Below are 12954 nucleotides of genomic sequence, written 5' to 3' on the forward strand. Positions count from 1 at the left end.
GCAGAAAGCGTCCGAGATTAGTAGATGACCTTGTGACCGTAACTTTCAAGAATTGATTTAACGCGATCCATTGTATCGGCCTTCGGCGGTTTAACACCGTCTAATTTGTACTCTTCGCCCATTGCGATCCACTTGTGTTTACCAAGCTCATGATAGGGCAGAAGTTCAATTTTCTCGATGTTCGTCATATCCTTCGTAAACTCGCCCAGTTTATGCGCGGACGCGTCGTCGTCAGACCAGCCGGGCACGACCACATAACGTATCCAGGTACGCTGGTTACGTTTTGCCAGATAACGAGCGAAGTCCAGAGTACGATGATTCGATACGCCAACTAAATTCTGATGTATATCATCGTTCATTTGCTTTAAATCGAGCATCACCAAATCGCTGACGTCCAATAGCTCGTCAATAACGGGGTCGTAACGGCGCACGAACCCATTGGTGTCCAGACAGGTATTGATACCTTCTGCCTTACAGGCGCGGAACCAGTCGCGCACAAACTCGGCTTGCAGTATGGCCTCACCGCCTGATGCGGTTACGCCGCCGCCGGATGCATTCATAAAGTGGCGATAAGTCACGACTTCTTTCATGAGTTCTTCCACTGTCACTTCTTTGCCGCCGTGTGTATCCCAGGTATCACGGTTATGGCAATACAGACAGCGCATCAGGCAGCCCTGGAAGAAGATGATGAAACGGATGCCTGGGCCATCGACGGTGCCGCAGGATTCAAAGGAGTGGATGCGACCGATTACTGACATTGCGAGGTTTTCTCCAAATTTGACCGGACAATAGCGGTCTTTATGAGCGCAGTCATGAGAAAGTTGGCATCGATCTGGCAGACGTTTCTGACAGAAGAACACCGTGTGACAGATGCTGCGTCGAATCTGTTTTGCAAGCCATCCACAGAGTGGGGCAGCATAGCTGGCTGGCAAAACAGGCTAACAATTTGAACGACAAGCAAGGGTAAGAAAAAGGCCCCACTGACGTGGAGCCTTTATTTTACGCCTTTTCAGACAGCCATGGAAATTAGATTGACTGTGTGAAAGTACGGGTAATAACGTCTTGCTGCTGTTCTTTCGTCAGTGAGTTGAAACGCACTGCATAGCCAGATACACGGATAGTCAACTGCGGATATTTTTCCGGGTTTTCCATCGCATCAAGCAGCATTTCACGGTTCATGACGTTGACGTTTAAGTGCTGGCCACCTTCGATGCTGGCTTCATGATGGAAATAACCATCCATCAGACCTGCAAGGTTAGCTTTACGCACGTTATCGTCTTTACCCAACGCGTTAGGTACGATGGAGAAGGTATAAGAAATACCATCTTTCGCGTAAGCAAACGGCAGTTTGGCAACAGAAGTCAGAGACGCAACAGCACCTTTCTGGTCACGACCGTGCATTGGGTTAGCACCTGGTCCGAATGGTGCACCTGCACGGCGACCGTCTGGGGTATTACCTGTTTTCTTACCATATACCACGTTAGAGGTGATGGTCAGAACAGACTGCGTCGGGGTTGCGCCACGGTAGGTATTCAGTTTCTGAATTTTCTTCATGAAACGTTCAACTAGGTCGCAAGCCAGTTCATCTACGCGAGCATCGTTGTTACCGAATTGCGGATATTCGCCTTCGATATCAAAGTCGATAGCCAGGCCATCTTCATCACGAATCGGCTTAACTTTGGCATATTTGATGGCAGACAGGGAGTCAGCAGCAACAGACAGACCCGCGATACCACACGCCATGGTACGGAACACGTCACGATCGTGCAGTGCCATCAGCGATGCTTCGTAGCTGTATTTGTCATGCATGTAGTGGATGACGTTCAGCGCGGTGACATATTGCTTAGCCAGCCAATCCATGAAGTGATCCATACGATCCATCACTTCGTCGAAGTTCAGAACGTCGCCTTTGATTGGTTCTGATTTAGGACCAACCTGCATTTTCAGTTTTTCGTCCACGCCGCCATTGATCGCGTACAGCATGGTTTTCGCCAGGTTTGCACGAGCACCGAAGAACTGCATTTGTTTGCCAACGATCATCGGGCTTACGCAGCAAGCAATCGCGTAGTCATCGTTGTTAAAGTCAGGACGCATCAGATCGTCATTCTCATATTGCAGAGAAGAGGTATCGATGGAGACTTTAGCTGCATAGTTTTTGAAGCTCTGCGGCAGTTTCTCAGACCACAGAATGGTCATGTTTGGCTCTGGAGACGGCCCCATGGTGTACAGGGTGTTCAGGAAGCGGAAGCTGGTTTTGCTCACCAGTGTACGACCATCCAGACCCATACCAGCCAGAGATTCTGTCGCCCAGATTGGGTCACCAGAGAACAGCTCATCGTACTCAGGTGTACGCAGGAAACGTACCATGCGCAGTTTCATGACCAGATGGTCAATCATTTCCTGAGCTTCTTCCTCAGTGATTTTGCCTGCAGCCAGATCGCGCTCAAGGTAGATATCCAGGAAGGTAGAGACACGTCCGAAGGACATTGCCGCACCATTCTGTGATTTCACCGCAGCCAGGTAGCCAAAGTAAGTCCACTGCACGGCTTCCTGAGCCGTCGCAGCTGGGCCAGAAATGTCACAGCCATATTTAGCGGCCATTTCTTTAATTTGGCTCAGCGCATGGTGCTGATCGGCAATTTCTTCACGCAGACGGATTGTTGCTTCCAGATCTTCGCCGTTTTCCAGTTTAGTTTGCAGAGAAGTGAACTGAGCAAACTTGTCTTTCATCAGATAGTCGATACCGTACAGCGCAACGCGACGATAGTCACCGATGATACGGCCACGGCCATAAGCATCTGGCAGACCAGTCAGAACGCCAGACTTACGACAACGCAGGATATCTGGGGTGTAAACATCGAACACGCCTTGGTTGTGCGTTTTGCGATATTCAGTGAAGATTTTTTTCAGTTGAGGGTCCAGTTCACGGCCATAAACTTTACATGAACCTTCAACCATTTTGATGCCGCCGAACGGAATCAACGCACGTTTTAACGGCGCATCAGTCTGAAGACCAACGATCTTTTCCAGACCTTTGTTGATGTATCCCGCGTCGTGAGACGTGATAGTCGCAGCAACATGGGTATCAAAATCAACAGGGGCGTGAGTACGGTTTTCCTGTTTGATGCCTTCCATGACGCTGTCCCACAGCGTTGAAGTCGCTTTGGTTGCGCCAGCCAGGAAAGACTCATCACCTTCATACGGCGTGTAGTTTTTCTGGATAAAGTCACGAACGTTGACGTTATCCTGCCATTCACCTTTGCTAAAGCCTTGCCATGCATTGGCCAATTTTTCATTCAGCTCGGTCATTTTACACCTACCTTTGATATGGATTTCTTAAAACCCGACGTTGCGGCCGATTGCACCTTAGTGGTGCTTGTCTCCACCGCGCAAATAAATTACCCAATATGTTAAACCGACCATTACGCCGCCGCCGATGATGTTCCCTAGGGTGACGGGAATCAGGTTATCGGTAATGAAGTGGCTAACGGTTAAATGTTCAAACTGAGACGGCGCCATGCCAATGGCATTCCAGAATTCCGGGGCCGCAAAATTTTTGATAACGATGCCCATAGGAATCATGAACATGTTGGCGATGCTGTGCTCAAAACCGCTGGAAACGAACATGGCGACAGGCAGAATCATGGCAAACATTTTATCGGTAAGCGTACGGCCAGAATAACTCATCCACACCGCCAGACAGACCAGCAAGTTTGCCAGGATACCCAGACACAGCGCTTCAACGAATGTATGTTCAAGTTTGTGTTCAGCTGTTTGCAGAACGTTCAGACCCCACGCACCGTTTGCGACCATATGCTCTCCCGAGAACCAGATAAGTCCAACGAAGAAAAGCGCGCCAATCAGGTTGCCGACATAAACATTAGCCCAGTTACAGGCTAGTTGTTTCCAGGTAATACGTCCACTGGCTTTGGCAATCACGATGAGAACGGTTGAGGTGAACAGGTCTGCGCCGCAGACGACAACCAACATAAGGCCAAGGGAGAAGCAAATGCCCCCGATCAATTTCGCGATACCGAAAGGAATCGTCGCTGTCCCTGTGGTGGCCGTAATATAAAAGACGAAGGCGATCGAAATAAATACACCCGCAGTGATCGCTAAATAAAACGTCGTGCACGGTTGTTTGGTAGCTTTATAGACTCCGGCGTCTTCAGCAACTTTTGCCATCGCAGCCGGGAGTAATAGAGTAAAGGGGTTGTCAGCTTTCACACTAACTCTCTCTTAAAAATTATCAGCGTTGAGATACTAACAAAGCAGTATACGGTAAAATTTGACGTGGATCATATTGCAAGAAATTAACAGGTCAGAAAGCAGGGTGGGATAGGGCGATTTAGTGCTTAATGTATTGAATTTTATAATAAAAAAATATTTTAAATTTTATAAAAAGAGTTGAATGGCATACGTTAAACCTACCGATTTAGCGTTAATAAAAATCACGTTTTGTAGAATTTCAGTACCACCTTGTCGATGTAATTTAATTAAAACTTCACCATTTAATAACAATGTTCTGATTATGCATTACGAATAATAAATATTGCCCTTTGGATAATAAAATAGCCCTTTAAAATAAAGGGCTATTCGTCGGTGACTATTTGCACGCGATCGCACTCATCGATATAAGACGCGTGCTGACTTCATCATCCTGGCATTATTTTGCTTGCCAATAACGACGTTTCGCCTGTTGCAGTTTTTCATAGGCTGCCAGCAGCGACTGGTGCGCAGGTAAAGAAGTAAAGGTGTCATCGACAGCAAACAGACCATAGAAGCACGCTTCGCCAGCAACGGCGGCACTGGCGGCATCGACGGTCTCACTGCCGTACATTTTGGTAAAGGCATCGTAATATTCTGCCGGATCGCGCTCAGGCTCTTGCGCCAGTAACAGCAGCGTTTGCAGGCAACGGTAGTAGTTGCTGCGCTGTGCCGTAAAGACGGAATCGTTGAAGTCCTGCGTCCACTCTGTCCAGCTTAACGCCTGATCCAGATCGCCGCCGGCCAGTGCCAGCATGGCTTTTAGTTCGCCAACGCGCAGCGTAAACCAGCCATTATCTTTGCCGGTGGCAATGCCGAGCAGCTCGCGTACGCGGGTGAAATCGTCCAGCCCTTCGTCATCCAACTGTTGCAACAGCGCCAGATAGTCTTCTTGTTCCCATTTGCTGTCAGGCAGCGCCAGCAGCGTGTCACGCAGGTGAGCGCCCATGCTGTTATTGGCTAACAACAGATCGTCGGCAGGGTAGATGTCTGACATTCCCGGCACAATGATGCGGCAGGCATAAACAGACAGATGCTCATAGTCAGCAATGTAGACTTCTTTATCTTCCTGCTTGAAGATCGCCATCAACGTAGCGAATTCTTCTTCCGTCGACCCTTTAAAGCTCCAGTCGGCAAATTCATAATCTGCTTCTTTCTTGAACATATCCCAGGAGATCAGACCGCTGGAATCGATAAAGTGGGTTTCCAGATTCGCGTGCTCGGCCACTTCTTCATCATCAAACGTTGGTGGAGTAAACACATCCAGATCTTTCAAACCGCGGCCTTGCAGCAGTTCGGTAACGGTACGTTCCAGTGCCACGCCGAAATCAGGGTGCGCGCCGAAGGAGGCAAAACAGGTACCGTTAGCAGGGTTAAACAGCACCACGCAGATGACCGGATATTTCCCGCCCAGCGAGGCATCGTAAGAGAAAATCGGGAAGCCTTCTTTTTCCAGTGTCGCAATCGCTTCGACCACGCCTGGGTAGCGGTTTAGCACCTCTTGTGGAATTTCTGGCAGGCTGATGGATTCTGCAATGATGCGATTTTTGATACTGCGTTCAAACACTTCTGATAGCCCCTGAACGCGGGCTTCGTTGGCCGTGTTACCTGCGGACATCCCATTAGAGACGTACAGGTTACCGATGATATTCATCGGAATATAGACGGTTTGCTGATCGGACTGGCGGGTAAACGGCAGCGCGCAAATGCCTCTGTCGACATTGCCAGATTGCAGATCGATCAGATCGCTAGCGCTCAGTTCCTGTTCAGGATCGTAGAACTGGTGCAGGCGGGCATCCAAAATCCCTTCCGGCAGGGCATCGTCTTCTGGAATAGGGAACCATTTTTCATTTGGATAGTGAACAAAATCACCGTTAGCGATCGTTTTGCCGAGGTAGAAGTCAGCAAAGAAATAGTTGGTGGACAGACGTTCGAAATACTCGCCTAACGCAGAAGCCAGAGCCGCTTTCTTACTGGCACCTTTGCCGTTAGTAAAGCAAAGTGGGCAATCGCGGTCTCGGATATGGACAGACCAGACGTTTGGCACCGGGTTCAGCCATGACGCTTCTTCGATGTTAAACCCCAGGTCCTGGAGTTGCTGTTGAAAACGGGCGATGGAATCTTCCAGGGCGGCGTCTTTGCCTGGGATAAACGTTTGAGTCATGGTGTTCACTCTTGTCGAGATTAGCGGAAGCGGCATGATACGGATTTTTCTGTCTGGACTCTATTTATTCATAACAGATCGGCAACAGTGAAAAAGTACAGGCTGAGTAACGTGCCGTTTTGCATGATGAAAGCGCAATAAGCGTTGCAGCCGCGATGGACGAGTGATAAAACCGATAGCAGGGTAAAAGTAGTGTGGTTATGGCGGTCGTTCCGTTATAACTACAATCGTGTAACAGCGGTGTTTTTATAATCGGCAGGTTTATAAAAATGACATTTGTAACAACGGTGATAAAAACAGTCGCTATTTTTCAGGTGTGGTGAGGGGAAATGACTCAGATTTTTAATTTTAGCGCCGGTCCAGCAATGCTGCCGGTTGAAGTACTACGTCGTGCTGAACAGGAATTATGTAATTGGAATGGCCTGGGTACATCGGTCATGGAAATCAGCCACCGTAGTAAAGAGTTTATGCAGGTTGCCGCTGAATCCGAACAAGATCTGCGTGACTTGCTGAAAATCCCCTCCAACTACAAAGTGCTCTTTTGCCACGGCGGCGCTCGTGCGCAGTTTGCGGCAGTGCCGTTAAATCTTCTGGGTGAGCGTTCAACGGCGGACTACATCGACGGTGGATATTGGGCTCACAGCGCAATCAATGAGGCAGAAAAATACTGCACGCCTAACGTGATTGACGTGAAAACGCGTGTAGGCGATTTGCGCGGTGTTAAGCCAATGCGTGAATGGCAATTGTCTGATGACGCTGCGTTTGTACACTATTGTCCAAATGAGACGATTGACGGCGTTGCGATTGAAGAAGAACCCGATTTCGGCGATAAAATTGTGGTTGCCGACTATTCTTCCAGCATCCTGTCCCGCCGCATTGATGTCAGCCGTTATGGTGTAATCTACGCCGGCGCGCAGAAAAATATCGGCCCGGCCGGTCTGACGTTGGTTATCGTGCGTGAAGATTTGCTGGGTAAAGCGCGCCGCGAGCTGTCATCGATTCTGGATTACAAGATCCTGGCGGACAATGACTCCATGTTTAACACGCCGCCGACCTTTGCCTGGTATTTGTCCGGCATGGTCTTTAAATGGCTGAAAGAGCATGGCGGCTTGGCTGAAATGGAAAAACGTAACCAAGAGAAAGCCGATCTGCTGTATAGCGCGATTGACGGTAGCGACTTCTATCGTAATGACGTCGCGGTGGCGAATCGCTCTCGTATGAACGTGCCATTCCTGCTGGCGGATTCTGCACTGGATAAAGTCTTTCTGGAAGAGTCGGTTGCTGCTGGCTTGCACGCATTGAAAGGCCATCGTGTTGTAGGCGGCATGCGCGCTTCTATCTACAATGCTATGCCGTTGGAAGGTGTGAAAGCGCTGACTGAATTTATGGCTGACTTCGCGCGTCGCCACGGTTAATTAAGACCGCCCTTCGATACATTTTGATCAGCCCCGGCCTTTCCGGGGTTTTTATGTCCACGTTGAAAGAATAGGCTTTACATGCAGGAATCCCTGACCCTACAACCCATCAAGCTGATTAACGGTACCCTTAACCTTCCAGGATCAAAAAGCGTCTCTAATCGTGCGTTGTTACTGGCCGCCTTGTCTGAAGGCAAAACCCGGCTCACTAATCTGTTAGACAGTGACGATGTTCGCCACATGCTTACTGCGTTAACGGCGCTAGGCGTGGAATATCATCTGTCATCTGACCGAACCGTCTGTGAGATTATCGGTCTGGGAGGCGCGTTTACGGCAACACAACCGCTGGAACTGTTTTTAGGGAATGCGGGCACCGCGATGCGCCCGCTGGCTGCGGCTCTGTGTCTGACGGTTGGCGATATTGTGCTCACAGGCGAACCTCGAATGAAAGAGCGTCCGATCGGGCATCTGGTCGATGCACTACGCCAGGGTGGGGCAAAAATCGATTATCTGGAGCAGGAGAACTACCCACCGCTTCGTCTGCACGGTGGTTTTCAGGGCGGTGAAATCAGCGTAGATGGTAGCGTATCCAGCCAGTTTTTGACTGCACTGTTGATGACGGCGCCTCTGGCCGTGCAGGATACGCAAATCAGCATTCAGGGCGATCTGGTTTCTAAACCGTATATCGATATCACGCTGCATATGATGAAAGCGTTTGGTATTGAGGTGCGTAACGAGAATTACCAGCGCTTCTTTGTCACAGGTCGCCAGCAGTACCGCTCACCGGGTAATTATCTGGTTGAAGGCGATGCGTCGTCGGCTTCTTACTTTCTGGCGGCTGCGGCGATCAAAGGCGGTGTTGTACGCGTGACTGGCGTAGGCCGTAATAGTGTACAAGGTGATATTCGCTTTGCTGATGTCCTGGAAAAGATGGGCGCGACCGTGCGCTGGGGTGAAGATTATATCGAATGCGAGCGCGGCGAGCTGCGCGCGATCGATATGGATATGAACCACATCCCTGATGCTGCAATGACTATCGCTACAGCGGCACTTTTTGCCCAAGGCGGTACGACCACGCTGCGTAACATTTATAACTGGCGCGTGAAAGAAACTGACCGTCTGGCAGCCATGGCGATTGAATTACGTAAAGTGGGGGCGGAAGTTGAAGAGGGTAACGACTATATTCGCATTACGCCGCCTGCGAAACTGAAAGCGGCAGAAATCGGTACCTATAACGATCATCGTATGGCGATGTGTTTCTCGCTGGTAGCGCTGTCGGATACGCCAGTCACAATTCTCGACCCGAAATGTACGGCTAAAACTTTCCCTGACTACTTCGAGCAACTGGCGCGTCTCAGCGAGCTTGCTTAATTCCTTTCTAAGGCACGGTTTCCGTGCCTTTTCTCCCATTCTACGCGCTATTTTTTCTTTTGAACTTGCGTACCACGTTCAGAGAATGTCTTATTTTTCCCGCCATTCCGGCATTAGGGTAACCTTTCTCTGTATTGATGCGTATAATAAGGCTCCGTAACGCCATAAAACGGCGTAAGCGGAACTTCCCAGTATTAAAGGAGAGAGAAATGACGGTGATGGCACCGGTAGTTACGGTTGACGGACCGAGCGGCGCAGGCAAAGGTACTTTGTGTAAGGCATTGGCTGAGGCTTTACAATGGAACCTGCTGGACTCGGGAGCTATCTATCGTGTTTTGGCTCTGGCAGCGTTACACCACCATGTAGACATCAGCTCAGAAGACGCGCTGGTTCCGCTTGCTTCTCATCTTGATGTACGTTTTATTGCAGAAGATGGGCAACTGAAAGTTATCCTTGAAGGCGAAGATGTTAGCCACGAAATTCGTACCGAAGCGGTAGGTAATACGGCTTCTCAGGCGGCGGCTTTCCCACGCGTTCGTGAAGCATTATTACGTCGGCAGCGTGCTTTCCGTGAGGCGCCGGGGCTGATTGCCGATGGCCGTGATATGGGAACCGTGGTCTTTCCTGACGCACCTGTGAAGATTTTCCTGGATGCCAGCGCGGAAGAACGAGCACAACGCCGCATGCTACAGTTGCAGGGAAAGGGCTTTAATGTTAACTTTGAACGTCTTTTATCTGAGATAAAGGAACGGGACGAGCGCGATCGTAGCCGCCCTGTTGCGCCGTTAGTGCCTGCTGCCGATGCGTTGGTGCTGGATTCAACGGAAATGACGATCGATGAAGTGATAGCGCGCGCGTTGGCTTATGCCCGCGAAATTTTAGCGTAATCACAGAAAACTGAATTTTTACCTCGCTGTAAGGATGCACAGCGGGGCATGTTAAACAACCCCATCGAGCAGGATGCCAGATGGACGTTAAATTGAAACCCTTAAGATTATCAAACATGACTGAATCTTTTGCTCAACTCTTTGAAGAATCCCTGAAAGAAATCGAAACCCGTCCTGGTTCCATCGTACGTGGTGTTGTTGTTGCTATTGATAAAGATGTCGTACTGGTTGACGCCGGTCTGAAATCTGAATCTGCCATTCCGGTAGAGCAATTCAAGAACGCACAGGGCGAACTGGAAATTCAGGTTGGTGATGAAGTTGACGTTGCTCTGGACGCTATCGAAGATGGCTTCGGTGAAACGCTGCTTTCTCGCGAAAAAGCTAAACGTCATGAAGCATGGCTGACGCTGGAAAAAGCTTACGAAGAAGCTGCAACGGTTACTGGTATTATCAACGGTAAAGTTAAAGGCGGTTTCACTGTTGAGCTGAACGGCATTCGTGCGTTCCTGCCAGGTTCTCTGGTAGACGTTCGTCCGGTTCGCGATACGCTGCATCTGGAAGGCAAAGAGCTTGAGTTCAAAGTTATCAAGCTGGATCAGAAACGCAACAACGTTGTTGTTTCTCGCCGTGCAGTTATCGAATCTGAAAACAGCGCTGAGCGCGATCAACTGCTGGAAAACCTGCAGGAAGGCATGGAAGTTAAAGGTATCGTTAAGAACCTTACTGACTACGGTGCATTCGTTGATCTGGGCGGCGTTGATGGCCTGCTGCATATCACTGATATGGCTTGGAAACGTGTTAAACACCCAAGCGAAATCGTCAATGTGGGCGACGAAATCACTGTTAAAGTGCTGAAATTCGACCGCGAGCGTACCCGTGTGTCTCTGGGTCTGAAACAGCTGGGCGAAGATCCATGGGTCGCTATCGCTAAGCGTTACCCAGAAAGCACGCGTCTGACTGGCCGCGTAACCAACCTGACTGATTACGGCTGCTTCGTTGAAATCGAAGAAGGCGTTGAAGGTCTGGTACACGTTTCCGAAATGGATTGGACCAACAAAAACATCCACCCATCCAAAGTTGTTAACGTTGGTGATGTAGTGGAAGTTATGGTTCTGGATATCGATGAAGAACGTCGTCGTATCTCTCTGGGCCTGAAACAGTGTAAATCCAACCCATGGCAGTTGTTCGCAGAAACCCACAACAAGGGCGACCGCGTTGAAGGTAAAATCAAGTCTATCACTGACTTCGGTATCTTCATCGGTCTGGACGGCGGCATCGACGGTCTGGTGCACCTGTCCGACATCTCCTGGAATGTGGTTGGCGAAGAAGCCGTTCGCGAATACAAGAAAGGTGATGAAATCGCCGCTGTTGTTCTGCAAGTTGACGCAGAGCGCGAGCGCATCTCTCTGGGCGTGAAACAACTGGCTGAAGATCCGTTCAATAACTACCTGTCTGTTAACAAGAAAGGTGCTATTGTTACTGGTAAAGTTACAGCTGTTGACGCCAAAGGTGCTACAGTTGAATTAGCGGATGGCGTAGAAGGCTACCTGCGTGCTTCTGAAGCCTCTCGCGATCGCGTTGAAGACGCAACGCTGGTACTGAACGTTGGCGACAGCGTTGAAGCGAAATATACCGGTGTTGATCGTAAGAACCGCGTTGTTAGCCTGTCTGTCCGTGCGAAAGACGAAGCTGATGAGAAAGATGCAATCGCAACTGTTAACAACAAGCCGGAAGAAAACAATTTCTCCAGCGCGATGGCAGAAGCGTTCAAAGCAGCTAAAGGCGAGTAATCACAACGGTAGAATGAGCAATGTAAGTTGCTCATTCTTGTAACGGTAGTCAGTTATCCTGGCTATTGATAGCCACGCATTTGGAGGCGCTATGACCAAGTCTGAACTTATTGAAAGGCTTGCTGGACAGCAATCTCATATCCCGGCCAAAGTGGTTGAGGATGCAGTGAAAGAAATGCTTGAACAAATGGCGTCTACGTTAGCCGAAGGCGACCGTATTGAAATCCGTGGGTTTGGCAGTTTTTCACTTCACTACCGTGCACCGCGTGTAGGTCGTAATCCGAAAACAGGTGATAAAGTTGAGCTGGAAGGTAAGTACGTCCCTCACTTTAAGCCAGGCAAGGAACTTCGCGACCGCGCTAATATTTATGGCTAATTATTAGTCCTAGATACCAGCCTTATAAAAGCACCCATTTGGGTGCTTTTTTACATTTATCGATATTGTCTTTTCGCGTAACGCGTTACCAATTACTGATAACGCGGGGAACGGCTTATTTATTGTGACGTTCTTTCAGGCGATTGATGATAGTCGCCAGATCTAAATCCTGATCCTGTAACAGCACCAGCAGGTGATACATTAAATCCGCCGCTTCGTTGGTCAGCTCTTCACGGTCATGCACCGTTGCCGCTAATGCCGCTTCCAATCCTTCCTCACCGACTTTTTGCGCAATGCGCTTAGTGCCGCTGGCGTATAGGCGTGCGGTGTAAGAGCTATCCGGGTCGGCATGCTTGCGCTCGGCCAACAGTTGCTCTAACTGATAGAGGAATGTCCAGTCGCTGGCAGCAGGCGAGAAACAGCTGCTGGTGCCCAGATGACAGGTTGGCCCGATAGGATTAGCCAGGATTAGCAACGTGTCGTTATCGCAGTCTGGCGTGATAGAAACGACATTGAGGAAATGGCCGGAGGATTCGCCTTTCGTCCACAACCGCTGCTTGGTACGCGAGAAAAACGTAACCTTGCCGCTCTCTTCGGTAGCCTGCAACGCGTCCTGATTCATGTAGCCCAGCATCAGTACTTCACCGGATACTGCATGTTGCACGACAACCGGCAGCATACCATC

10 protein-coding genes are annotated in these 12954 nt (G+C 49.6%); 5 read left to right on the forward strand and 5 right to left on the reverse strand.

The window, feature by feature from the left end; genetic code table 11:
* Positions 1-17 precede the first annotated feature (17 nt).
* From pflA to ycaO, 4 genes are all read right to left on the reverse strand, one after another.
* Positions 18-758 (reverse strand): pyruvate formate lyase 1-activating protein, encoded by a 741-nt coding sequence (gene pflA / locus E2566_RS09180; protein WP_005967552.1) that lies wholly within the window; start codon positions 756-758, stop codon positions 18-20.
* Positions 759-1026: 268 nt separating this feature from the next.
* The gene (gene pflB / locus E2566_RS09185) at positions 1027-3309 is read right to left on the reverse strand and encodes a formate C-acetyltransferase (RefSeq protein ID WP_107169750.1); all 2283 of its coding nucleotides are present in this window, start codon (positions 3307-3309) and stop codon (positions 1027-1029) included.
* A 57-nt stretch (positions 3310-3366) separates the two neighbouring features.
* A complete protein-coding gene (gene focA / locus E2566_RS09190) occupies positions 3367-4227 on the reverse strand; it encodes a formate transporter FocA (RefSeq protein WP_107169749.1) in 861 nt (286 codons plus the stop codon).
* Between the two features lie 439 nt (positions 4228-4666).
* Positions 4667-6430: a 30S ribosomal protein S12 methylthiotransferase accessory factor YcaO gene (gene ycaO / locus E2566_RS09195; protein WP_107169748.1), complete on the reverse strand. Its 1764-nt coding sequence runs from the start codon at positions 6428-6430 to the stop codon at positions 4667-4669.
* A 329-nt stretch (positions 6431-6759) separates the two neighbouring features.
* Here ycaO and serC point away from each other — a divergent pair, with 329 nt between their 5' ends.
* From serC to ihfB, 5 genes are all read left to right on the forward strand, one after another.
* Complete coding sequence (gene serC / locus E2566_RS09200) at positions 6760-7845, forward strand: 3-phosphoserine/phosphohydroxythreonine transaminase (RefSeq protein WP_107169747.1); 1086 nt, start codon at positions 6760-6762, stop codon at positions 7843-7845.
* 81 nt (positions 7846-7926) lie between these two features.
* Positions 7927-9216, forward strand: a complete 1290-nt coding sequence (aroA, locus tag E2566_RS09205) for a 3-phosphoshikimate 1-carboxyvinyltransferase (protein ID WP_107169746.1) — start codon at positions 7927-7929, stop codon at positions 9214-9216.
* Between the two features lie 209 nt (positions 9217-9425).
* Positions 9426-10103 carry a (d)CMP kinase gene (gene cmk / locus E2566_RS09210; RefSeq protein ID WP_107169745.1) on the forward strand — a complete coding sequence of 226 codons (678 nt, stop codon included), beginning with the start codon at positions 9426-9428 and terminating at the stop codon, positions 10101-10103.
* 116 nt (positions 10104-10219) lie between these two features.
* Entirely contained in the window at positions 10220-11893 is a 1674-nt protein-coding gene (gene rpsA, locus E2566_RS09215) for a 30S ribosomal protein S1 (RefSeq protein ID WP_107169815.1), read from the forward strand.
* Between the two features lie 91 nt (positions 11894-11984).
* Positions 11985-12269, forward strand: a complete 285-nt coding sequence (ihfB, locus tag E2566_RS09220) for an integration host factor subunit beta (protein ID WP_005967571.1) — start codon at positions 11985-11987, stop codon at positions 12267-12269.
* A gap of 115 nt (positions 12270-12384) precedes the next feature.
* Here ihfB and hisIE read toward each other — a convergent pair whose 3' ends face one another.
* Positions 12385-12948, reverse strand: coding sequence for a bifunctional phosphoribosyl-AMP cyclohydrolase/phosphoribosyl-ATP diphosphatase HisIE (hisIE, locus tag E2566_RS09225; RefSeq protein ID WP_233671777.1), 564 nt, complete (start codon positions 12946-12948; stop codon positions 12385-12387).
* Positions 12949-12954 lie beyond the last annotated feature (6 nt).

This window comes from Pectobacterium punjabense (genome assembly GCF_012427845.1).
In the GTDB taxonomy this organism is placed as follows: Bacteria; Pseudomonadota; Gammaproteobacteria; order Enterobacterales; family Enterobacteriaceae; genus Pectobacterium; species Pectobacterium punjabense.